Annotated in this window: 19 protein-coding genes and 1 pseudogene; 13 read left to right on the forward strand and 7 right to left on the reverse strand. The window is 46.6% G+C overall.

Annotation, left to right across the window (positions count from 1 at the left end):
- The first annotated feature begins 45 nt into the window (after window positions 1–45).
- Together JQ822_RS06315 and aldA are read left to right on the forward strand one after the other, a co-directional pair.
- Window positions 46–837: a YdcF family protein gene (locus JQ822_RS06315; RefSeq protein ID WP_274608434.1), complete on the forward strand. Its 792-nt coding sequence runs from the start codon at window positions 46–48 to the stop codon at window positions 835–837.
- Between the two features lie 199 nt (window positions 838–1,036).
- Window positions 1,037–2,476 carry an aldehyde dehydrogenase gene (gene aldA / locus JQ822_RS06320; protein WP_213132722.1) on the forward strand — a complete coding sequence of 480 codons (1,440 nt, stop codon included), beginning with the start codon at window positions 1,037–1,039 and terminating at the stop codon, window positions 2,474–2,476.
- Between the two features lie 57 nt (window positions 2,477–2,533).
- Here aldA and gap read toward each other — a convergent pair whose 3' ends face one another.
- Window positions 2,534–3,535: a type I glyceraldehyde-3-phosphate dehydrogenase gene (gap, locus tag JQ822_RS06325; protein ID WP_213132723.1), complete on the reverse strand. Its 1,002-nt coding sequence runs from the start codon at window positions 3,533–3,535 to the stop codon at window positions 2,534–2,536.
- Window positions 3,536–3,724: 189 nt separating this feature from the next.
- Here gap and cybB point away from each other — a divergent pair, with 189 nt between their 5' ends.
- From cybB to JQ822_RS06340, 3 genes are all read left to right on the forward strand, one after another.
- Entirely contained in the window at window positions 3,725–4,255 is a 531-nt protein-coding gene (gene cybB, locus JQ822_RS06330) for a cytochrome b561 (protein WP_213132724.1), read from the forward strand.
- A 197-nt stretch (window positions 4,256–4,452) separates the two neighbouring features.
- Window positions 4,453–4,872 (forward strand): translesion error-prone DNA polymerase V autoproteolytic subunit, encoded by a 420-nt coding sequence (locus JQ822_RS06335; protein WP_213132725.1) that lies wholly within the window; start codon window positions 4,453–4,455, stop codon window positions 4,870–4,872.
- Complete coding sequence (locus JQ822_RS06340; protein WP_213132726.1) at window positions 4,872–6,137, forward strand: Y-family DNA polymerase; 1,266 nt, start codon at window positions 4,872–4,874, stop codon at window positions 6,135–6,137. The genes JQ822_RS06335 and JQ822_RS06340 overlap by 1 nt, the downstream gene beginning before the upstream one ends.
- A gap of 135 nt (window positions 6,138–6,272) precedes the next feature.
- Here the strand turns inward: JQ822_RS06340 and fdnI are convergent, their stop codons facing one another.
- From fdnI to JQ822_RS06360, 4 genes and pseudogenes are all read right to left on the reverse strand, one after another.
- Entirely contained in the window at window positions 6,273–6,926 is a 654-nt protein-coding gene (gene fdnI, locus JQ822_RS06345) for a formate dehydrogenase-N subunit gamma (protein WP_213132727.1), read from the reverse strand.
- Complete coding sequence (gene fdxH, locus JQ822_RS06350; RefSeq protein WP_213132728.1) at window positions 6,919–7,806, reverse strand: formate dehydrogenase subunit beta; 888 nt, start codon at window positions 7,804–7,806, stop codon at window positions 6,919–6,921. The genes fdnI and fdxH overlap by 8 nt, the downstream gene beginning before the upstream one ends.
- A gap of 12 nt (window positions 7,807–7,818) precedes the next feature.
- Window positions 7,819–10,869 (reverse strand): formate dehydrogenase-N subunit alpha, encoded by a 3,051-nt coding sequence (gene fdnG, locus JQ822_RS06355; protein WP_213132729.1) that lies wholly within the window; start codon window positions 10,867–10,869, stop codon window positions 7,819–7,821.
- A gap of 246 nt (window positions 10,870–11,115) precedes the next feature.
- Window positions 11,116–11,274, reverse strand: a pseudogene (locus JQ822_RS06360) (RecE family exodeoxyribonuclease); the annotation flags it as partial.
- A 350-nt stretch (window positions 11,275–11,624) separates the two neighbouring features.
- Between JQ822_RS06360 and JQ822_RS06365 the strand changes: the two are divergent.
- Together JQ822_RS06365 and JQ822_RS06370 are read left to right on the forward strand one after the other, a co-directional pair.
- The gene (locus JQ822_RS06365; protein WP_213132731.1) at window positions 11,625–12,659 is read left to right on the forward strand and encodes a methyltransferase; all 1,035 of its coding nucleotides are present in this window, start codon (window positions 11,625–11,627) and stop codon (window positions 12,657–12,659) included.
- A 211-nt stretch (window positions 12,660–12,870) separates the two neighbouring features.
- On the forward strand, window positions 12,871–14,172 hold the full coding sequence (locus JQ822_RS06370; protein WP_213132732.1) for an AppA family phytase/histidine-type acid phosphatase: 1,302 nt from the start codon (window positions 12,871–12,873) through the stop codon (window positions 14,170–14,172).
- 365 nt (window positions 14,173–14,537) lie between these two features.
- On the opposite strand, the gene JQ822_RS06375 is transcribed toward JQ822_RS06370, so the two are convergent.
- Entirely contained in the window at window positions 14,538–15,410 is an 873-nt protein-coding gene (locus JQ822_RS06375; RefSeq protein ID WP_213132733.1) for a Kiwa anti-phage protein KwaB-like domain-containing protein, read from the reverse strand.
- 2 nt (window positions 15,411–15,412) lie between these two features.
- A complete protein-coding gene (locus JQ822_RS06380) occupies window positions 15,413–15,928 on the reverse strand; it encodes a hypothetical protein (protein WP_213132734.1) in 516 nt (171 codons plus the stop codon).
- A 731-nt stretch (window positions 15,929–16,659) separates the two neighbouring features.
- Between JQ822_RS06380 and JQ822_RS06385 the strand changes: the two genes are divergently transcribed.
- The 6 genes from JQ822_RS06385 to JQ822_RS06410 all read left to right on the forward strand — a co-directional run bounded on the left by JQ822_RS06385 (window position 16,660) and on the right by JQ822_RS06410 (window position 22,555).
- Window positions 16,660–17,679 carry a phosphoribosyltransferase-like protein gene (locus JQ822_RS06385; protein ID WP_213132735.1) on the forward strand — a complete coding sequence of 340 codons (1,020 nt, stop codon included), beginning with the start codon at window positions 16,660–16,662 and terminating at the stop codon, window positions 17,677–17,679.
- A 1-nt stretch (window position 17,680) separates the two neighbouring features.
- Entirely contained in the window at window positions 17,681–18,292 is a 612-nt protein-coding gene (locus JQ822_RS06390) for an NADAR family protein (RefSeq protein ID WP_213132736.1), read from the forward strand.
- Window positions 18,293–18,413: 121 nt separating this feature from the next.
- Window positions 18,414–18,689 carry a hypothetical protein gene (locus JQ822_RS06395; protein ID WP_213132737.1) on the forward strand — a complete coding sequence of 92 codons (276 nt, stop codon included), beginning with the start codon at window positions 18,414–18,416 and terminating at the stop codon, window positions 18,687–18,689.
- A 947-nt stretch (window positions 18,690–19,636) separates the two neighbouring features.
- Window positions 19,637–20,482 (forward strand): hypothetical protein, encoded by an 846-nt coding sequence (locus JQ822_RS06400; protein ID WP_213132738.1) that lies wholly within the window; start codon window positions 19,637–19,639, stop codon window positions 20,480–20,482.
- A 646-nt stretch (window positions 20,483–21,128) separates the two neighbouring features.
- Window positions 21,129–21,404 carry a metal/formaldehyde-sensitive transcriptional repressor gene (locus JQ822_RS06405; RefSeq protein WP_003833178.1) on the forward strand — a complete coding sequence of 92 codons (276 nt, stop codon included), beginning with the start codon at window positions 21,129–21,131 and terminating at the stop codon, window positions 21,402–21,404.
- 32 nt (window positions 21,405–21,436) lie between these two features.
- Window positions 21,437–22,555 carry an S-(hydroxymethyl)glutathione dehydrogenase/class III alcohol dehydrogenase gene (locus JQ822_RS06410; protein WP_135321901.1) on the forward strand — a complete coding sequence of 373 codons (1,119 nt, stop codon included), beginning with the start codon at window positions 21,437–21,439 and terminating at the stop codon, window positions 22,553–22,555.
- Window positions 22,556–22,667 lie beyond the last annotated feature (112 nt).

Consider the following 22,667-nt stretch of genomic DNA (forward strand, 5'->3'; position numbering starts at 1 on the left):
CCGGCATCTGTACCCGGTAAAGAATAAACTCCAGGAGTCATGAACATGAGACAGTTTCCGCCACTTTCCTCTACCACCCTTGCGGCGATTAACACCGTGGGGCAATGGCTGGCGCAAAATGATTTCGCTGAAAATATCACGGTTCAGGCAGATTGCGTGATTCTGGCCGGGAACGCAGTGATCCCGACTATCGATGCAGCCTGTCGGGTAGCGAAAGAGCAACAGGTTCCCTTGCTGATTAGCGGCGGTATCGGTCACTCCACAACCTTTCTGTATGCCGCTATCGCTCAGCATCCACGCTACCACACGATTCGTACTACCGGTCGCGCGGAAGCGGCGATCCTTGCCGATATCGCGCATCAATTCTGGCACATTCCCGGTGAGAAAATTTGGGTGGAGAATCAGTCTACTAACTGTGGGGAGAACGCCCGGTTTAGCTGTGCGTTACTGCGCCAGGCGGCCCAAACCATGGAGACCGTCATCGTGGTGCAGGACCCGACCATGCAGCGCCGCACCATGGCGACATTTGAACGCGTCACGCGTGACGATCCGCAGGCTCCGCGTTGGCTCAGCTTCCCCGGTTTTGTCCCTGAGTTGACTGAGCAGGGCGACGGCGTGGATTTTGCACCGACCGCCGAAGGTCTATGGTCGGTTGATCGTTACCTGTCTCTCATTACTGGTGAGCTTCCGCGTCTGCGTGACGATGAAGCCGGCTATGGGCCCCGTGGCCGTGATTTTATTGCGCATGTGGATATCCCGCAGGTCGTTGAGGATGCGTGGTTACATCTGCAACACGACGTCGCGCTGATTGACTTATTGAACAGCCGTTCTTTGTAATCTCCGCTGCCCGTTTGTGGTTTTTTTTGTGCAAACGGGCATTCATCCCGCCATTTTTTTCCCTTCACGACGACGTTGCCTGACGCTTTTATGAAGCGGCTCACAGAACCACCATCGCAGTGGCAATGTGTTATGCATGATTGATATTAATTAACAATAGTTTTACTTGTTAAAAACAAATCAATCACAGGAGAAGCGCATGTCAGTACCCGTACAGCATCCTATGTATATCGATGGGCAGTTTGTGACCTGGCACGATGACGCCTGGATTGATGTCGTCAATCCGGCGACGGAAGAGGTGATTTCCCGTATCCCTGATGGCCGTGCCGAGGATGCGCGCAAGGCTATCGACGCCGCACATCGCGCCCAGCCTGAATGGGAGGCGCTACCCGCCATTGAACGCGCCGCCTGGTTACGCAAGATTTCGGCCGGGATCCGTGAACGCGCCGGTGAAATCAGCGCGCTGATCGTGGCAGAAGGCGGAAAAATCCAGCAACTGGCGGATGTCGAAGTCTCGTTTACCGCCGACTATATCGATTACATGGCGGAGTGGGCGCGTCGCTATGAAGGTGAGATCCTGCAGAGCGATCGTCCAGGCGAAAACATCCTGCTGTTTAAACGCGCCCTTGGCGTGACCACGGGCATTCTGCCGTGGAATTTCCCGTTTTTCCTGATCGCCCGTAAGCTGGCTCCCGCCTTGCTGACGGGGAATACCATCGTCATTAAGCCGAGCGAGTTTACGCCGAACAACGCCATCGCCTTCGCCAAAATTGTCGATGACATCGGTCTACCGCGCGGGGTGTTTAACCTGGTGCTCGGACGTGGCGAAACGGTGGGGCAAGAGCTGGCCGGGAACCCGAAAGTGGCAATGGTCAGCATGACCGGCAGCGTGGTGGCCGGTGAGAAAATCATGGCGGCAGCGGCGAAAAACATCACCAAAGTGTGTCTGGAGCTGGGCGGCAAAGCCCCGGCGATTGTGATGGATGATGCAGATCTTGAGCTGGCCGTGAAGGCGATTGTTGACTCCCGCGTGATTAATACCGGGCAGGTATGTAACTGCGCCGAACGCGTGTACGTCCAGAAAGGCATTTATGACCAGTTTGTTAATCGCCTGGGCGAGGCGATGAAAGCCGTACAGTTTGGCAATCCGGCGGAACGTAATGACATTTCGATGGGGCCGCTGATTAACGCCGCAGCACGGGAGCGCGTGGAGCAGAAAGTTGCGCGCGCAGTGCAGGAAGGCGCCCGCGTGGTGCTGGGTGGCAAAGCGGTTGAGGGGAAGGGCTATTACTACCCACCAACGTTGCTGCTGGATGTGCGTCAGGAAATGGCGATTATGCACGAAGAGACATTTGGCCCGGTGCTACCGGTGGTGTCGTTTGACTCGCTGGATGAGGCCATTGCGATGGCCAACGACAGCGACTACGGTCTGACCTCATCGATTTACACGCAAAACCTGAACACGGCGATGAAGGCGATTAAGGGGCTGAAATTTGGCGAAACCTACATCAATCGCGAAAATTTCGAGGCGATGCAGGGCTTCCACGCGGGCTGGCGTAAGTCCGGGATTGGCGGGGCAGACGGTAAGCATGGTCTGAACGAATATCTGCAAACGCAGGTGGTTTATCTGCAGTCCTGAGTTTTTCTGCCCTAAATCATTCGCGTTTTATGGCGGAGGTTTCCCTCCGCCAGCGCTTTAGAGCTTGATAAATTTATCCAGTGTACGAATCAGTTGGGTGACAAAACCGTATTCGTTATCGTACCAGGCGACGGTTTTTACCAGTTGCAGATCGCCCACTTCGGTAATCTCAGTTTGAGTGGCATCAAATACCGAACCAAAATGAGATCCAATGACATCGGATGAGACAATTTCCTCATCGGTATAGCCGAATGATTCGTTATTCAGCGTCGCCATTTTCAACGCGTCGTTGATCTCCTCGGCGGTGACTTTTTTGCTTAAAACAGAAACCAGCTCGGTGACGGACCCTGTCTTAACCGGCACGCGCTGGGCATGGCCTTTCAATTTTCCGCTCAGCGCCGGAATAACCAGACCGATGGCCTTCGCCGCTCCGGTGGTGTGCGGAATGATATTCTCTGCCGCCGCGCGTGAGGCGCGTAGATCTTTACCTCGCGGGCCATCAACCAGCGATTGCGTGCCCGTATAGGCGTGAATGGTGGTCATGGTGCCAAGCTGAATACCGAAGTTATCGTGCAGTGCTTTCGCCATCGGTGCCAGGCAGTTAGTGGTGCACGACGCGACAGAGATAATCTGATCGCTTGCATCCATCGTGTCGTCGTTGACGTTAAAGACAATGGTCTTCATATCACCGGCTGGGGCGGAGATCAGGACTTTTTTAGCACCGGCATCCAGGTGGGCTTGCGCTTTTTCTGTCGAGGTATAAAAGCCGGTACATTCGATGATTATCTCTGCGCCCGTGGTTTTCCACGGGATGCTTTTGGCCTCTTTTTCAGCGTAAACGGCAATTTTTTTACCATCGACAATCAACGCGTCTTCGGTAAAGTCGACGCTCCAGGGGAACGGGCCGTAGTTTGAATCGTGTTTTAACAGATAGGCGAGAATTTTTGGCGAGGTCAGATCGTTAATGGCAACAACCTCCACGCTGCTTTTGACTTCCAGCAGTCGACGCAATACCAGACGACCGATACGACCAAAACCGTTAATGCCAATCTTACTCATGGTTTTCTCCTGTCAGGATGAAGCGGTACGACATATTTTCCCTACCAGGCATAGTCCAGTCAGGCTACAGGGGCAATAGCTGTTTTTGCGGTTAAACGTAACTGACTGAAAAGGGATGAACAAAAGTTAATGAATTTTTAACAAAAGCTGGTTATGTTGACGCATTATTGTTTTTACTCAGGAAGTGTTATGGGGAATAAGTATTCAGGCCTGCAAATTGGCATCCACTGGCTGGTCTTTTTGTTGGTCATTGTGGCCTACAGTGCCATGGAGTTTCGTGGGTTTTTCCCGCGCAGCTATCGTCCCTGGTTCAACATGGTGCACGTGTCTTGCGGCATCACAATTTTAACGCTGATGGTGGCGCGTCTGCTGGTCAGACTTAAGTATCCGACCCCGCCAATTGTGCCAAAGCCGAAACCAATGATGACCGGCATGGCGCATCTTGGACATCTGGTTATCTATCTGCTGTTTATCGTACTGCCGATTATTGGTCTGGTGATGATGTACAACCGGGGTAATCCGTGGATCGCCTTTGGCATCGTCATGCCGCATGCGGCAGAAGCCAACTTTGATTTAGTGGATATGCTGAAATCCTGGCACGTGACGCTGGCAAATCTGGGCTATTTTGTCATTGCTCTGCATGCCGCCGCCGCTTTACTTCATCACTATTTCTGGAAAGATAATACGTTGCTACGCATGATGCCGCGCAAGCGCTCCTGACTTCGCGCCCCGCAAAAGCGGGGCATTTTTTTAGCTGATTATTTTAGCAGGGCATTTCTTCCCGTGTGCACTACCTTTGTGTAATACGCTAATCGTTATAATTCAGGTGAATAGCAATAGCGCGACAAAAAGCCGCTTGATCAACTGCGCAGATAAAACTACTGTATATAAATACAGTTAATGTCGGACGAGTAATCATGTTGTTTCTCACGCCTGCGGATCCCCGCGAAATATTTACGATCCCCTTGTTTAGTGACCTTGTTCAGTGCGGGTTTCCCAGCCCGGCTGCGGATTATGTTGAGCGGTGTATCGATCTGAACGAACTGATGATTCAGCATCCCAGCGCTACGTATTTCGTGAAAGCGGCGGGGGATTCGATGATTGAGGGAGGAATTGATAACGGTGATTTACTGGTGGTCGACAGTTCTGTAACGGCTACGCATGGCGATATCATCATCGCGGCAGTCGATGGTGCGTTCACGGTGAAACGCCTTCAGCTCCGTCCAACGGTGCAGCTTCTTCCCATGAACAGCGCGTACGCTCCGATCGTACCTGGCAGTGAAGAGTCACTGAATGTGTTCGGCGTTGTCACGTACGTTGTGAAGGCTCTGCGCTGATGTTTGCTCTGGTTGATGTTAATTCATTTTACGCCAGCTGTGAGACGGTCTTCCGGCCCGATCTCATTGGCAAACCCGTAGTGGTACTCTCAAACAATGATGGCTGCGTCATTGCCAGCAGTGCAGAGGCAAGAGCGCTTGGCGTCCAAATGGGAGCGCCGTATTTCAAACAAAAGGATCTGTTCCGGCGCTACGGTGTGACGTGCTTTAGTTCGAACTACGAGTTGTATGCGGATATGAGCCGCAGGGTGATGTCGATCCTGGAAGAAATGTCCCCGCGCGTGGAGATGTACAGTATTGATGAAGCGTTTTGCGATTTGACGGGAGTACGAAACTGCAGGGATCTTACCGATTTTGGCCGGGATATGAGGACTAGCATTTTACAGAAAGCCCATCTCACGGTGGGGGTCGGCATCGCCCAGACCAAAACCCTGGCAAAGTTAGCAAACCATGCAGCTAAAAAGTGGCAACAGCAGACGGGCGGTGTGGTGGATCTCTCGAACAGTGAGCGCCAGCGTAAACTGATGGCCGCGCTTTCGGTTGAGGAAGTCTGGGGAGTGGGTCGCCGTATCAGCAAGAAACTGGACGCGATGGGCATTAAAACAGTACGCGATCTGGCTGAGGCCGACATTCGTTTTATTCGCAAACATTTCAGCGTAGTGCTGGAGCGCACCGTACGTGAACTACGTGGCGAACCTTGCCTGGGTTTTGATGAGTTTGCGCCGGTGAAACAGGAAATTATCTGCTCACGATCGTTTGGCGAGAGGCTTACGGATTACAACGCCATGCGGGAAGCGATTTGCGCCTATGCCGCACGTGCGGCAGAAAAATTGCGTGGGGAACACCAGTATTGTCGGTTTATCTCTGCATTTATTAAAACCAGCCCGTTTGCACCGAATGAACCTTATTACGCTAATAGCGGATCGGTAAATTTGCTAACCCCCAGCCAGGATAGCCGGGATATTATCAATGCGGCAACGCATTGTCTGGACGCCATCTGGCGAGAAGGTCTGCGTTATCAAAAAGCTGGCGTGATGTTGGGGGACTTTTTCAGTTCTGGCGTGGCGCAGCTGAATCTTTTTGATGAAAATGCCCCCCGGCGCAACTCAGTGGAGCTGATGACGGTGGTGGATCGACTAAATAAGAAAGGACGAGGAACGCTCTGGTTTGCCGGGCAGGGTATACAACAGCCGTGGGCGATGAAGCGAGATATGCTCTCACCGCGTTACACCACGCGTTTTACTGATTTGCTGCGGGTGGGATAATAAATAGGCTTTTTACACGCATTATTGAATGGGGGAGCCTTTTTATTCACCTGATATTCAGGTCACACAGCGCCGCAGCATATCACTGGGCAATTGAGAGAATAAGACCGCTGAATAACAGCGGTCTTATGGTTTTTATTTGGGGCCTAATTCCTGCGATTCTTTTTCAGTAAGTTCAACCTCACGATACCAGCGAGGATGATGTTTCTTCGCCCAACGCCGACTTACTTTCCCTTCGATCATGCCTTTAATTGAACCTTTCACCCAAAACGCCATATACATATGGATCAGAATGGCGTGGATCAGCACAATGGCTGCTGTCGCGTGGATTAACAAACTCCAGCGAACGAAGGCAATCGAAAAATAATGGGCAAAATAAGGCCGCCAGATAATCACTCCGGTAACCAGTAATACCAGAATCAGGCTCATGATGCTCCAGAACATCATTTTCTGACCTGCGTTGTATTTCCCCACGTCAGCAACTTTATGCTCATTGCCTTTAAGCACCTCGACAATCCCTTTAATCCAGGGGAGATCCTGTTTATCGGGAATGTTGTGATGCACAAAGCGGACAAACATAAACATCAGCACGACGAAGATCATCACCCCAAAGAACGGATGCAGAATCCGCCCCATCTGCGGTGTGCCGAAGGTTTCGGTGAGCCATTGCAGCGTCGGGAAGAACAGCGCAATACCGGAGAGCGACACCAGGAAAAAGCTTATCACCACCGTCCAGTGACAGGCACGGTCGATGAATTTAGTGCGCAGAATCATTTTGCTTTTACTCATGACCGTTCTCCTCCTCATCATCATCCGTCTCTTTGTTCGGCCCGACGCCCACGTAGTGGTAAATCAGCCCGGCAAAGGTGGCGATAAATCCAGCGGCGGAGAGTGGTTTTAAGATCCCTTTCCACAGGTTCACCGGTGTGGCAATTTGGGGATCGTCCGGCAGGTTGTGGTACAGCGACGGCTGGTCTGCGTGATGCAGTACGTACATCACGTGAGTGCCGCCAACCCCTTGCGGGTTGTAGATGCCCGCGTTGGCATAGCCGCGTTTTTTCAACTGCGCCACGCGAGTTTCCGCTACATTGAGCATCTCTTTTTTGGTACCAAACTGAATAGCACCTGTCGGGCAGGTTTTCACGCAGGCTGGTTCCTGGCCCACGCTGACCCGATCAACGCACAACGTACATTTGTAGACCCGGTTATCATCAGGATTAAGCCGGGGAATATTGAACGGGCAACCTGCAATGCAGTAGCCGCAGCCAATGCAGTGCTCAGACTGGAAGTCGACAATTCCGTTAGCGTACTGAATGATCGCCCCGGCGGACGGGCAGGCTTTCAGACAGCCTGGATCCGCGCAGTGCATACAGCCATCTTTGCGGATGAGCCACTCGAGTTTGTCGTTCTGGGTCGTTTCGCTAAAGCGCATCACCGTCCAGGACTTGGCGCTGAGATCGGTCGGATTGTCGTACACGCCGTTGCAGTAGCCGACTTCGTCGCGGATATCATTCCACTCTGAGCAGGCCACCTGGCAGCCTTTACAGCCTATACAGGTGGTGACATCAATCAGTTTTGCCACTTCCGCGCGGTAATCCCGGGCCTGGGGCGGCGGCGTAATGCTGTTGGTCGCGGAACGCTTAATAATATCTTGTGATTGCATAGCCATGAGTTCCCTCCCTTACGCTCGCTCAATGTTGACTAAAAACGCTTTATATTCAGGCGTTTGCGAGTTGGCATCGCCCACCGATGGCGTTAACGTGTTGGCAAGGAACCCTTTACGCGTGGCCCCTTCAAAGCCCCAGTGGCAAGGGATACCGATGGTATCGACCTGCTTGCCGTCTATCGTCAACGTTTGCAGACGTTTGGTGACCACCGCTTTAGCTTTGATAAAACCGCGTTTCGATATCACTTTCACGGTATCGCCTGCCGCAATGCCTTTTATGCTGGCCAGCGCTTCACCGATTTCGATGAACTGGTCAGGCTGCGCGATGGCGTTGAGCAACGCATGCTTGGTCCAGTGGCGGAACAGTTCGGTAATGGAGTAAGTGGTGGCAACGTACGGGAAGGCATCCGCTTTACCCATATTGGCGATATCGTTATGGTAGATGCGCGCCACCGGGCTGGAGACGACGTCCGGATGCAGCGGGTTGGTACCGATGGGCGATTCAATCGGTTCATAATGTTCGGGGAACGGCCCGTCGTTCATTTTGTCGATGGAGAACAAACGTGCGACGCCTTCCGGGTTCATGATGAAGGGTCCGACGTTGCTGTCCGGTGCGGCCTGACTGTAGTCAGCCACATCCATACCGGCCCATTTTTTGCCATCCCAGTGCAGCAGCGCACGTTTGGCGTCCCACGGTTTTCCGGATGGATCTGCGGATGCGCGGTTGTAGAGGATACGGCGGTTGGCAGGCCACGACCATGCCCAACCCGGCGTGCAGCCCAGGCCATACGGGTCGCTGTTATCGCGGTTGGCCATCTGGTTGCCTTGCTCTGTCCAGCTTCCGCAGTAAACCCAGCAGAAACTGCTGGTGGAACCATCATCGCGTAGCTGTGCGAAGCTGCTAAGCTGCTGGCCTTTTTTGGCAATGAGCTGGCCTTTGTCGTCATACAGGTCCTCCAGCGCCATACCATTGCCTTCGCGGGCAATTTCTTCCGGATGTGGATCGTAAGGATCTTTGTAATTCCAGGACATGTTCAACAAGGGTTGCGGATTCGCGCCACCTTCCTGCTGGTATAGCTCACGCAGCCGCATGAACAGGCGGCCAAGGATCTTCCCGTCGTGTAAGGCTTCTCCCGGTGGCTCAGCTGCCGCCCAGTGCCACTGCAACCAGCGTCCGGAGTTAGCGATTGAGCCGTTTTCTTCCGCAAAGCAGGAAGAGGGCAGGCGAAATACTTCGGTCTGAATATCTGCCGGGTTTACATCGTTCATCTCGCCATGATTCTGCCAAAAATTGGAAGACTCAGTGACCAGCGGATCGATAACTACCATATACTTCAGTTTTGAAAGCGCGCGGGACGATTTATTTTTATCCGGGAACGCCGCCAACGGGTTGAAACCCTGCACGATATAACCGTTAATTTTCCCTTCGAGCATCAATTCGGCCTGGGTCATCACATCGTACAGACGGTCCCATTTAGGCAGCCAGTCGTAACCCCAGTTATTCTCCACCGTCGCATGGTCGCCCCAGAAACTTTTCATCATGCTGACGAAAAACTTCGGCGTGTTTTGCCAGTAATTGACTTCGTTCACGCCCAGCGCAGGCGGGGTAATTTGCGAGATATAGGTCTGGTAGTCCGGCTGTTTTTCTGACGGCAGCGGCATATAGCCGGGTAGGTTAGTTGACAGCAGACCGAGGTCGGTATAGCCCTGAATATTTGAGTGGCCACGCAGGGCGTTAACGCCGCCGCCCGCCATGCCGATATTGCCCAGCAGCAGCTGGAGCATGGCGGCGGCGCGAATAATCTGCGCCCCGGCAGAGTGGTGCGTCCAGCCCAGCGCATACAGGATAGTCGCGGTGCGGTCAGGCACGCTGGTGCTGGCGAGAATTTCACAGATGCGTGTGAAGTCCGCCACCGAGGTCCCACACAGGCGGTTGACCATTTCCGGGGTATAGCGTTCGACGTGGGCTTTTAACAAATTCCACACGCAGCGCGGGTGGCTGAGTGTTTCATCCCGCAGGGCGTTGCCTTGTTCATCAAGCTGATAGAACCAGCTCGATTTGTCGTACTGGCGTTTTTTGCCGTCATAGCCGCTAAACAGACCATCGTTGAACTGATAGTCATCGCGAATAATCAGGCCGGCGTTGGTGTAGTGACGCACGTATTCGTGCTGCACGCGGTCGTTTTCCAGCAGGTAACGGATTACGCCGAGCAGGAACGTAGTGTCGGAACCGGCACGAATTGGCGCATACAGATCGGCGACGGCGGCGCTACGGTTGAAGCGCGGGTCGACCACCACCACGGTGGCGTCGTTTTTGGTTTGCGCTTCGACTACCCACTTAAAGCCCACCGGGTGCGCTTCAGCGGCGTTACCGCCCATAATCAACACCACATTGGCGTTTTTGATGTCCACCCAGTTGTTGGTCATGGCTCCGCGACCAAAGGTCGGTGCCAGAGCCGAGACGGTTGGCCCGTGACACAGGCGGGCCTGACAATCGATAGCCACCATTCCGAGGCTGCGGGTAAATTTACCGTCGAGAATTCCGGTTTCATTACTTGCCGCTGAGGAGCACAGCATACCGGTGGTGGTCCAGCGGTTGACGGTCAGCCCCTGAGCATTTTTCTCAATAAAGTTAGCGTCGCGGTCATCTTTCATTAATCGCGTAATACGATTAATCGCCTCTTCCCAGCTAATTCGCTGCCATTTATCCGATCCCGGCGCGCGATACTCGGGATACTGCAGGCGCGTTTCGCTATGAATATAATCCAGCACGCCCGCGCCCTTCGGACACAACGAGCCGCGGCTCACTGGATGATCCGGATCGCCCTCAATATGATAGATACTTTCTTTGACGTTTTTGGCCGTATCGCCAAGGCTGTACATCAGCATGCCGCAGCCTACTGAGCAGTACGTACAGTTATTACGCGTCTCTTTTGCTTTTAAGAGTTTGTATTGACGGGTTTCCGCGTGAACGGAAAAAGATGATAAGAATCCGAGAGATGCAACAGTTGTTCCTGCCATACCGCCCGCGCAGATTCGAAAGAACTGCCTCCGGCTGAGCTCCATTTTTTCTCCAGCTTAAACTTAAGACATGAAAAAGTATGGTTATTGTAAGGTTAAATTGTTTTATAAACCATTAACTTTTAGTGGTTATTGACGTGAGGGAGTATTAGTGCTGTAAGCTTGAGGTATTTATATTTTTACAATAATGTAAAAATATTGATGGCAACCCCACTACAGTATCAATGTCAGCTTTTAACTACTTGATTTATAAATATATTTTTCGTTGTTAACGATCTTTAGAGGCATGCTGGGGGCAACGCCGAATTTGCGTTCCCATGTCAGATTGTCTTTCCCGAGTTGATAACGTTCGCACCAGGTGAAGTCGATTTTCCCCTCAGGCGGTAGATCGTCCACAACAGGGAAGTTTGTTGCGACAGCTTTGAAGTAGTTTTTCAATTGCCGTCCAGATGGCTTTCTGTTGATCACCATCTCGTTTCAGAAGATGGAAAATAAGTAAGAAATAAACAAGCTTTAGTAGCTTGATAATAACGCTACCTTTTGAGTAGTTAAAAGTACTGGCAGGAAATATTTATTTTGCATGCGAATAGTTTCTTTGGTTTATTAAAGCACAATAAAAACACATGGCTTCTTTTATTTACGGGTGTTGATATAAGTGTACCGATATTCGTACAGGATATGAATTTTTGTCAATTAAAATATTTATTTTTGCGTTGATGAATCTGAATTTGATGCTTAGGCTCTTTGTTAGCGTTTTTTTACTTTCTTTGCGACTTAAGAAACGGAAAAGGAGTAGTGAAATGTCAGCATTAGATAGACTAGATCCTCTGGAACGTAGAGAAGCAATATTTTTATTAGAGCAGAGCATGGGGTTTGTCTGGCAAGCAGCCCTTCGTACTGTCGCTTTGTTAGGTGTCGCAGATCATCTTGTTGATGGAAATAAAACTATTGAGCAACTGGCTGTCGCCCTTAAAGTTGATAAGGATTTTCTTTATAGAATAATGCGGGTAATGGCATCAAGAGGGATTTTCAGTGAATTATCAGATGGTACTTTTGATTTGACTCAATCAGCTAGATTTTTGTGTACAGAACATCCATATTCATTACGCGCCGCGGTTTTAATGCTGACGGATAAAACCTTCTGGCAACCTGCAGCAGATATGGAGGGGATTTTAAAAGGGAAGCCGGTTTTTAATGATTTATTTGGTATGCCATTTTACGAGTATTGGGAGCAAAACGATACGAATGCACGTGGTAATGTTTTCCACGCGGGCATGGCATCTATGTCTTCTGTAGAAAATGAGGTGCTTGTAGATAGTTATGAATTTCCAAAGAATGCTGTAGTTGCAGATATCGCGGGAGGGCTTGGTAATCTGTTATTATGTGTATTGCGAAGAAATCCATCTATATCAGGCATATTATTTGATCAGGAAAGTGTACTAAATGTTAACCGATTACACTTGTTAAATGATGAAACCCGGTGGCAAACCGTACCTGGCAGTTTCTTTGATACATGCCCGTCTGCTGATATTTATATGCTAAAGTACATTCTGATGGATTGGCCTGATGCGAAATCAGTTCAAATACTTAAAAATTGCCGTCGTGCAATGAAACATAATTCTCGGTTGTTGATTATGGAACCTGTAATTAAAGCTGATAATAATGAACAAGGTCGTTATGAGATAGACCTTCTTTTATTGACAAGCTTTGATGGTGGTAGGGCTCGCACTGAAAAAGAATTCTCTGATATGTTTAACCTGGCAGATTTGAAATTAAATCGTGTGATTCATACCAATACGTATTTGTCTATTGTCGAAGCAATACCTAATACATAACATGTTTAACGTTGATTTTTTAACCCGCCTCGGCGGGTTTTTGTTTTTACCTAAGAAGCAAGTGCAAAGTTGATCGTTTAGCAAGGTTGATATACTAAAAGTTGGATAGTTGTGAACTCAGGAGTAAGATTATTTCTATCCGATAGAATTAGTTATCGAACTGGCTTATACGAGTTGCTTGTTTTTCACTTACTACAAGGCGGTGCTGGTAATGAGTACATTCATCATTCGTTTAATACTTTTTTCTCTCTTATGCGGTTCTTTCTCAATACGTGCTGAAGAGCAGAGCGGTATGAAGCTTGAGCGTGTTGTGATAGTGAGCCGTCATGGAGTAAGAGCACCTACGAAGCTTACTCCAATAATGAAAGATGTCACACCCTATCAATGGCCACAATGGGATGTGCCGTTAGGATGGCTGACGCCTCGTGGGGGGGAGCTTGTTTCTGAATTAGGTCAGTATCAACGTTTATGGCTCACGAGCAAAGGTCTGTTGAATAGTCAAACGTGCCCGTCACCGGGGCAGGTTGCTGTTATTGCGGACACGGATCAACGCACCCGTAAAACGGGTGAGGCGTTTCTGGCTGGGTTAGCACCAAAATGTCAAATTCAGGTGCGTTATCAAAAGGATAAAGAAAAAACCGATCCTCTTTTTAATCCAGTAAAAATGGGGGAGTGTTCGTTTAATACATTGAAAGTTAAAAAAGCTATTCTGGAACGGGCTGGAGGAAATATAGAACTGTATACCCAACGCTATCAACCTTCGTTTCGGACCCTGGAAAATGTTTTAAATTTCTCACAGTCGGAGACATGTAAAACTAAAGAGAAGTCTAAGAAATGCACATTACCAGAGGCTTTACCGTCTGAACTTAAAGTAACTCCTGACAATGTATCATTACCAGGTACCTGGAGCCTTTCTTCCATGCTGACTGAGATATTTCTGTTGCAAGAGGCCCAGGGAATGCCACAGGTAGCCTGGGGGCGTATTACGGGAGATAAAGAATGGAGAGACTTGTTAAGTCTGCATAACGCTCAGTTTGATCTTTTGCAGAGAACTCCAGAAGTTGCCCGTAGTAGAGCCACACCATTACTCGATATGATAGACACTGCACTATTGACAAATGGTGCAACAGAAAACAGGTATGGTATAAAATTACCCGTATCCCTGTTGTTTATTGCTGGTCATGATACCAATCTTGCAAATTTAAGCGGGGCTTTAGATCTTAACTGGTCGCTACCCGGTCAACCCGATAATACCCCTCCTGGTGGGGAGCTTTTATTCGAAAGGTGGAAAAGAACCAGTGATAATACTGATTGGGTTCAGGTTTCATTTGTTTATCAGACGCTGAGAGACATGAGGGATATACAACCGTTATCGTTAAAAAAACCTGCCAGCAAAGTTGGTTTAAAATTAATTGCATGTGAAGAGAAAAATATTCAGGGAATGTGTTCGTTAAACAGTTTTTCCAGGCTCATTAAAGAAATTCGTGTGCCAGAGTGTGCAGTTGCGGAATAAGTAACTAATTATTATATATAGCGTATTCAAAGAAATGGAAGCCCCCGGTTTGTAATCGGGGGTCTTTATATTGATCATAATTACATTCGGTTGTCAATTTTTGGTGCCTGAAAAAGGCTGTATATGTCCACATATGTATGTGCTGTTTGTGCAACTCATTAAAGAATAACAAGTTATTTATTTTACAATGCGTTAATAAAGCTGATAGTATACCCCTCTATAGTATAAGGCTGTGTATTTATCTCATTGATAATTAAGAATTTATTATGGTGTGCGCTGCATCAGGGGGCGTAATGGGGGCAAGTGAAATTTTCAGTTCTTGCCCTATATGATAGCTTTCGTGTAGAAACACCAAGAATAATATCCTAAATAATCCGTGTTTTGGAGTTAGAGCGATACTTAACACCATTTATTGCTGATATATAGATATCTGAGTCAAGGAAGCTAAGTAATAATTTTATATCTCTTTTGTTGTTTGGGAGTTTTATTTTGTCTTTTTCTTCAAAACGCATAATATCTAGTGGATGATTTAACACACTTGCAGCTTCTTGTAAGGTCGCTATTGTATGTTCTTTTAAAACGCCAGACATGTTAAGTAAAGTAACCTTCCTGCGTATAACAGTATCGTCAAAATCAGAAAGTTTGAACCCATTCTCACAATGAAATACATCACTTTCTTGAAACGCATCGAGTTCACTATCAGTAGCGGATCGATAATATTCATCCATATTGAATATACGTCTGAGGTTATTGAAATTTCTGAATAATAATATGTTACTGTCTATTATTGCTGTTATTTTTGGCCCAATAGTTAAACCGTTGTGCTCAGGGGCTGAAAATGTTTTTGTATTATCGAAAAAGAAAAAACTATTTGTAGCTGTTATCACTTGTCCTTTATCAAACTTTTGAATGTAAATGCGCTGACCATCTGTAGAACCTGTAAATAGAGCTTTAATTTTGTCTAGCCCAATATCATTAATATCTAAGGCTGTAATTGCTTTAGGAGAGATAAGGGCTTCTCCTAATGGTATATGTTGCTTAAAGCTAGGTATGATAAAATGTTCATTTTTATCAAGCTTATAGTCGGCAGAGTAATCCATCGGGTCAGGAGATGTTTCATAAAATGCCGCTATCATTTTCTCGAAGATCTGGTTAACTGTGTCCGACGTTTTTTTGTCTAAACATATTTTAACAACATCAGGAGTAATATCATCTTCTGTAAGGGCAAATAGTTCCATAATTAAACCTTTATGAATGTATGATCAGTAAGCTGTACAACCTTCAATCCTTTAACATTACCTTTTTGCAATACCTTCTTAGATATTAAAACAAAAGAAACATTTGTATCATCTTCTGCCTCATAAAATTTATACCCTAAGAAAGATAAGATAGGATTAAAAGAGTAACTACCAGAAAAACCTATATAAACAAATAAACTGATATAGAAAAACACTGCCAGCCAAATATTTTCAATCAGTTTATCATCAGTAATCAGAGGGAATAAATATGCTAGGAAATAATTAGTGATCTCCTTATTTGCAGGAGTAAGAGATGTTAAGTTAACATGGGTTTCGCTTACTCTTTTCTTAGCGATATGTAATGTCAACCAGCATAGCAAAAAACTTAAAATTGCCAGGCTAAGACTAAAAAAACAATAAACCTTGCTTCCGTTAAGCCAGGCAACAAATGATAGCGTAATGCATACAGGGGCAACAGCGCTGGCTGTAAGTATATATTTTGCGATAAAGCTCAGCATAGAACCCTCCTTGCACTGTATTTGTATACAGTATACGCATTTCCTTTTCAACTAGTAACCTTTAGTTTTGTAATTTACAATTTTAACATGATTCTCCCTAAGATTCAATCACATGGTCCAATATCTGAGAGTATTACAATTAACCCTATGGAGCAATGATGAACGGTTACAGTAGTGATAACTGGGCTGTATGATGAAGTTTGAGAGTTTATGTTTTTACAGACCTTCTTTTTGTATACTTGAATTCGATTTAAAACCCAGTTTCTCGTTCAGCATCTCCACCTGCTCTCCATCGAGCTCTTTAATCCACGACGAGTAGACCCGGTAAACCATTTGGGCGTCCTCATGCCCCAACTGGCTGGCGATGAATGACGGAATAGCTCCAGCGGATAATGCCCAACATGCGTAAGTGTGACGCGTCTGATAGGGTGCTCTGCGGCGATTCCGGCCTTTTTAACAGCGGCATCCCATCGATCACTTATCGACTGATTAGAAAAATACTTACCAGGTGCTTTTTGTTTTAACCCCGGCAGGAAAACAAATCTGTGATGCTGTGGCTCACTGCTGCCGTATCAAAGCGATACTCCTGTTGTGGCGATAAGCCACGCTATACCGTGAAAATTATTAAATGTGAAAAATGTGATTAATGTAACATAATGAATTCTGGTAGTTTTATTTTAATCTTTTAGGAGTATTCTGAATTTTTTTCATTTTATAGGTAGATGGACTCAATGTGTGACAACAGCATCACCGATCAAGATCTCATGGGCCAGATTGCAAGCAAACTCACTGACTATAGATATCCGCCACAAGGCGGTATGAATATTGCGCATGTAAATCGCTGGATTCAACAATTCGATCCAGCCGATAGGCGGTTTGTTTTAGAAGAAACTGATCGGTTATTGGGGCTAGCTTATATTCGCGAGAGCGATTATCACAACGTAGCGAGTCAAACAGCTAATAATCCTGGGAATGAACAAATTTTCAGTGACGCAGCTTTTCTCGATATCCAAGTGCAGGGCTCAAGTCAGCATGAATATTTGGATATGCTTCAATTTTTGCGAGAAGATGATGTCAACATCGTATATAGGAATTCCAACGAACAATGGGTTCACTCTTTTCGCGAATTTGTGTATATAGATGATGTTTCCTTCTCAGGAGCAAAAGCGATCAATGATTTAACTTGGTTTATAGAGCATTTCAATTTAGAAAATATAATAATATATGTTTCTTTTATGGCGATGCACACATTTGCCGAATGGAAAATTAAAGATCAACTCGAAAGTGATTTTTCCAATAGGAATATCCGGATTGGTGTCGTTGGCGCGGATTTCGTATGCATAGAGAATCAGCTTCGTAACTCCTATCGGTCGGGAGTTTTTTGGCCAAAAGCAGAAAGTGTTTCTATGCCTTTATGGGCAACACAAACACTAAATTATACAGGGACCTATCGGAATGGATATGAAGCAAATAATGTCTTTCCAGATGAAAATCGACGTGACAGGTTTGAAGCTATTCTAACTAGAATTGGATTTACGATCCTTGGATACAGCCAAAATCCAAGTCCTGTGATAAAACCTTTAGGTTTTTCAACATTTAGAGGTGTTGGGTTTGGCGGCACAATATTTACTTTCAGAAATTGTCCAAACAATGCACCGCTGGCTTTTTGGTGGGGTACTTATCAAGAAACCCGGCAACCAGCATTAGATTGCTGGTATCCACTTATGAGCCGTAATGGGTATAATGTGTGACATGAGCTATAGATTATATCCACTTAAGAATACAGTTGCTTTTAGGAAAACCACCGAAAAATGGGGTGGCCTTTCTAACATGGCTAAAGGTTACCCATTGTTAATCAATGGGTTGCCAATCCAATCGAGTGAAATCCTGTACCAAGCATGCCGGTACCCTGACTACCCTGAGATACAAAAGGCCATCATTACTCAAGGCAACCCCTACGAAGCCAAACAGACTGCCAGATCATTTGAAGCAAAGACCCGTTCAGGCTGGGAAAAGAATCGAGTTTCGATTATGAAATGGTGCGTGTGCGTAAAACTTTGCCAGAACTGGGATACGTTCTTTGCATTGTTAGATAGTACTGGCGACTATGACATCGTTGAACACTCTGAGAAAGATCAATTCTGGGGGGCAAGTAAAGACTCGGAAGGTAATTTTTATGGTATGAATGTGTTAGGAAGAATCCTCATGGATGCAAGAGGAATGGCTAGGAAGAAGGGGATGAAAGGGTTTACAACGATTCCTCCATTACACTTGGACAATTTTCTTCTCCTTGGTGAGAAAATTCGGGATGTAACATACGTCACACCACAACCTAAAACAGGGCAAAGCTTATCTCTGTTTTAGGTAGTTCAGATATTATCGATGGATAAGTCAAAATTAGCCCGCTACGGCGGGTTTTCAGTTTGGTTTTCATTCTCAAAATATTCGTGGATTTGAGATCATTTTCCTTACCAATGAGGGTGATATGCAAGACTATATTATTTTCGGTCATGGTTATGAAGGCGAAGTCAGAGAATATGACGATAATCTTGATGTCATCAGGGTTGTGTCAAAGCCCGTATTGATAAAAGCCGGTGATCCTACGCCTGCTAGTGCTGTACTGAGAACTTTCGATCTTCAGGTGGTTGTTATGTCCTGCCTGGGAAAGTTTTATAATGTAGCAGCGGAAAGTTTGCCTACAGAAGACGAATTGAAAATAGCAATCATGCAAGAGAATCCATCTCCAGTGCCTCAGAGGTAATTTAATTTCATAAGGTATTAATTGAAGATGGTTTTAATGTCAAAATATCTTATCTGAACCAAATAAAAACCCCGGCATATGCCGGGGGAATTATCAGGTTTTTTCTTCGCAATTACATACCGGAATAGGGAACACTCGGGAGTTTTTAGGGTGAATGGTGTAACGTCCCTGCGATCTGACCCATTAAATATGAGGCCGCGTCCCTGTGTCGGGAGCACTTAACTATATAAACCAACATGAAATGACTCGCTTCGGCAGGTTTTCCCTTTTGGGACTATCTTCAGTGTTTAAAATGTAGCACTTATAAATAAATCAACAATTTAGCAACATTTCTTAATGATTTGTTTTTTATATTGTTCGCATACGATTAATAATTAATTAAATATAATTTAAGTAAAACTATAACTAATATTAATCTTTTTTAATTTATCCTAGGGTCACTTACCTATATATACTGTTTTTATATACAGTTATTAATCCTGATGGATGGGAGATTGTATGCATATTTCAGATAACCTCGTACCCGGTGCCGCTATCACGTTCAACATGGTGCGAGGTTTACTCAGGGCACTGGCAAGGGTTGAAGGCTGCTGTTGAGTCGCTCGATAAGCGTGCACTTGAAGAAGTTTTGAAACGGAAGCAATGTCGCATTTTTGACGAAGATAGCGACTAACTATTGCAAATCCGAACAAAATAGGCGATATTTAACGCTAATTTGATATGTTGTCAAAATTGTAAAACCCGCTTAATTGCGGGTTTTTGCTTTTGGGCGATCCGACAGGGGTATTCGCGAGGTGCATTGCACCAGTACCCCTGTCATATCGTCTGATAGGCAGTGATTAAACAGCGTTAAGTTATACTTAGCTAAAAATTTGGGTTCTATCATTCCAACTTCTCGTTTCTTGGTGATACATTGCTGTTTTATTCTCAAGATTAAGAGGTCAGCTATGCCGTGGCAGGGGGTTCCATTCAAATTTCTTGAAGCTGGTAATGTAGAGCAGCTTTTTTTATCTTTACACTCTCTTCCTAAACTTACTATCGATTCACCGACAGACTACAGTCAACTATGGCTTACTGTAGGCGCTACATTTCTCGGTGGGATAATCCCTGCATTAATTGCATGGCGTACGTTTTATATTAATTCAAAAAATACTAAGAAAGAACAGCAAGAACAAAGACGTTTTTTACAGGCTGAACGTGCAAAGCAACATATTTTTATGATGGGAGAAAGATCTTCTCAGTTCGCTTCATTAAAAGAAGAGCGAGAATTACAAAGTAAAATTGCCGAGAAAACAATAAATGCTCAAGTAATTTCTGCTAATAGACAAAACTGGATCATTGATTTACGTAAAAGTATTGCCGATTTTTGTGCTGCTTTTTTCGTTTTATATGATGCTCGTTCTGATTTTTTAATTCATAGTGATATTCACTCAAAAGCTATGGAGTCATATTCTAAATCGAGAAGCAATCCCTCTAGTAAAGAATGGCTAGATAGAGCTAGCGTTGATTTTAATATACATCTTGAAGTCTCTAGAAAAGCTAGAAATTCTGTGGATAGCATTATGTATAATGTTTTATTGATGATAAACACAAGTGAACCAGATGGTGCAGCTATAAAAATACTTATGAATAATTTAAATCTTTGCGCTTTGACCCTAAAAACAAATGAAGAAGGTGTAGTGGCGAATTTTCAGGAGAATTATGTGGAAGCGCTTAAGCATAGTAACGAGTTAATAGAAGCATCAAAAAGATTATTGAAAAATGAATGGACTAGGGTTAAATCTGGTGACTGATTGATATATTTACGGGTGTGTAATGTTGACACCCGTTTGATTATATTCCACATGAATTATACGCAGTGATCGAGGACGGTTATATTTGTGGTGGATTTGTCAGTTACTAGTATTTTTTGTCTTTTCAACATCATTCTTTCTATGAAAAATACAGTGTGCAATTCATTAGGTTATTTCACTGCTCAAGGGTTACATTATATTGTTTTTTATTTTAAGGTGGGGGTTATTTATGCCACATACTCCAAATTGGTGGGGGTTAATGATCGAAATATACCGATCACATAAAACGTTGTTTGATATTTTTCTGTTAGTTGTCCTCGGCGTAATTGTTCGAGTGTTTTACTGGGGAGGGAAGCTGCGAGAATGTTGCGGAGATATTCTCATTGGCACAACAATAATGGCGTTTGCGGCTGCGCACTTGCCTAACATCACTCTTCCTGTTTAGGAATTTAGGGTGGAGATTTTGGGGGCAAATTTGGGGGCAAAAATGTTCTTGGGGGCATGAATGGGGGCATCGAAAAGGCTGCATATGTCTGCATATGGCTGTTAGTGATTCCCCCTAACTCTCTGATATTAAATAAAACTTATATTTTACAATTACATAAAAAATTTGATAGTATACCCCCCTATAGTATCTGGAGGGCGTATGCCGCATTCACCTGAAGATAAAAAACGCATTCTCACGCGTGTTCGTCGTATTCGCGGGCAGGTTGATGCGCTGGAACGCGCACTGGAATCCGGCGAACCCTGTCTGGCGATCTTGCAACAAATTGCTGCCGTGCGCGGCGCATCCAACGGCCTGATGGGCGAAATGGTTGAGATCCACCTGAAAGATGAGCTGGTCAGCGGGGAGACCACCCCGGACCAGCGTGCCGTGCGCATGGCTGAAATCGGCCATCTTCTGCGCGCTTATCTAAAATAACAGCATCACCTCGCAATAATGGGAAGAGACAAATGAAATCACGTGCAGCAGTCGCATTTGGCCCCGGCCAACCGTTAAAAATTGTCGAAATCGACGTCGCACCGCCGAAGAAAGGGGAAGTGCTGGTTAAAATTACCCACACTGGCGTGTGCCATACTGACGCATTTACGCTCTCAGGTGACGATCCGGAAGGCGTGTTCCCGGCGGTGCTCGGCCATGAAGGTGGCGGCATTGTGGTTGAAGTGGGGGAAGGCGTCACCAGCCTGCAACCGGGCGATCATGTGATCCCGCTGTACACTGCCGAATGTGGTGAGTGTAAGTTCTGTAAGTCTGGCAAAACCAACCTGTGTCAGGCTGTACGTGCGACCCAGGGGAAAGGTCTGATGCCAGACGGCACGACGCGTTTTTCTTACAACGGCGAGCCGATTTATCACTACATGGGCACCAGCACCTTCAGTGAATACACCGTTTGTGCGGAGATCTCGCTGGCGAAGGTCAACCCACAGGCGCCGCTGGATAAAGTCTGTCTGCTGGGCTGCGGCGTAACCACCGGGATAGGAGCCGTGCATAACACGGCGAAAGTGAAAGAAGGCGACACCGTGGCGGTGTTCGGTCTGGGTGGCATCGGTCTGGCAGTTATTCAGGGAGCAGTACAGGCGAAAGCCGGGCGTATTCTGGCGGTTGATACTAACCCGGAGAAATTCAAACTGGCTGGCGAAATGGGCGCGACCGATTTCATCAACCCGAACGATTACGATAAGCCGGTGCAGGATGTGATTGTTGAACTCACCGACGGCGGCGTGGACTTCAGCTTTGAGTGTATCGGTAATGTTAACGTGATGCGTGCTGCGCTGGAGTGCTGCCATAAAGGGTGGGGCGAGAGCATCATCATTGGCGTGGCGGGTGCTGGTCAGGAGATCAAAACGCGTCCGTTCCAGCTGGTAACCGGGCGCGTCTGGCGCGGCTCAGCGTTTGGTGGCGTAAAAGGCCGCACGCAGTTGCCGGGTATGGTTGAAGAGGCAATGAGCGGGAAAATTCAGTTAGATCCGTTTATTACGCATCGCCTGCCGCTGGAGCAGATCAACGACGCGTTCGATTTAATGCATCAGGGCAAGTCTATTCGTACCGTTATCCACTTTGGCGATAACTGATTCATCCGCCAGCGGAACTCTCCGTTGGCACTTTCCTGAATTTTTTAGAATGATGTTGTGAAAGTGTGACGAATCCGGCGCTTTTCGCGGTAAGCAATCCTGGCGGATTGCC

Origin of the sequence: Citrobacter sp. FP75, from assembly GCF_018342065.1 — a bacterium.
Lineage (GTDB): Bacteria > Pseudomonadota > Gammaproteobacteria > Enterobacterales > Enterobacteriaceae > Citrobacter.

Bases quoted from the DNA above. Each gene is read 5' to 3' on its own strand.
- JQ822_RS06315 (WP_274608434.1), top strand. From the start codon at position 46: ATGAGACAGTTTCCGCCACTTTCCTCTACCACCCTTGCGGCGATTAAC.
- aldA (WP_213132722.1), top strand. From the start codon at position 1,037: ATGTCAGTACCCGTACAGCATCCTATGTATATCGATGGGCAGTTTGTG.
- gap (WP_213132723.1), bottom strand. From the start codon at position 3,535: ATGAGTAAGATTGGCATTAACGGTTTTGGTCGTATCGGTCGTCTGGTA.
- cybB (WP_213132724.1), top strand. From the start codon at position 3,725: ATGGGGAATAAGTATTCAGGCCTGCAAATTGGCATCCACTGGCTGGTC.
- JQ822_RS06335 (WP_213132725.1), top strand. From the start codon at position 4,453: ATGTTGTTTCTCACGCCTGCGGATCCCCGCGAAATATTTACGATCCCC.
- JQ822_RS06340 (WP_213132726.1), top strand. From the start codon at position 4,872: ATGTTTGCTCTGGTTGATGTTAATTCATTTTACGCCAGCTGTGAGACG.
- fdnI (WP_213132727.1), bottom strand. From the start codon at position 6,926: ATGAGTAAAAGCAAAATGATTCTGCGCACTAAATTCATCGACCGTGCC.
- fdxH (WP_213132728.1), bottom strand. From the start codon at position 7,806: ATGGCTATGCAATCACAAGATATTATTAAGCGTTCCGCGACCAACAGC.
- fdnG (WP_213132729.1), bottom strand. From the start codon at position 10,869: ATGGAGCTCAGCCGGAGGCAGTTCTTTCGAATCTGCGCGGGCGGTATG.
- JQ822_RS06365 (WP_213132731.1), top strand. From the start codon at position 11,625: ATGTCAGCATTAGATAGACTAGATCCTCTGGAACGTAGAGAAGCAATA.
- JQ822_RS06370 (WP_213132732.1), top strand. From the start codon at position 12,871: ATGAGTACATTCATCATTCGTTTAATACTTTTTTCTCTCTTATGCGGT.
- JQ822_RS06375 (WP_213132733.1), bottom strand. From the start codon at position 15,410: ATGGAACTATTTGCCCTTACAGAAGATGATATTACTCCTGATGTTGTT.
- JQ822_RS06380 (WP_213132734.1), bottom strand. From the start codon at position 15,928: ATGCTGAGCTTTATCGCAAAATATATACTTACAGCCAGCGCTGTTGCC.
- JQ822_RS06385 (WP_213132735.1), top strand. From the start codon at position 16,660: ATGTGTGACAACAGCATCACCGATCAAGATCTCATGGGCCAGATTGCA.
- JQ822_RS06390 (WP_213132736.1), top strand. From the start codon at position 17,681: ATGAGCTATAGATTATATCCACTTAAGAATACAGTTGCTTTTAGGAAA.
- JQ822_RS06395 (WP_213132737.1), top strand. From the start codon at position 18,414: ATGCAAGACTATATTATTTTCGGTCATGGTTATGAAGGCGAAGTCAGA.
- JQ822_RS06400 (WP_213132738.1), top strand. From the start codon at position 19,637: ATGCCGTGGCAGGGGGTTCCATTCAAATTTCTTGAAGCTGGTAATGTA.
- JQ822_RS06405 (WP_003833178.1), top strand. From the start codon at position 21,129: ATGCCGCATTCACCTGAAGATAAAAAACGCATTCTCACGCGTGTTCGT.
- JQ822_RS06410 (WP_135321901.1), top strand. From the start codon at position 21,437: ATGAAATCACGTGCAGCAGTCGCATTTGGCCCCGGCCAACCGTTAAAA.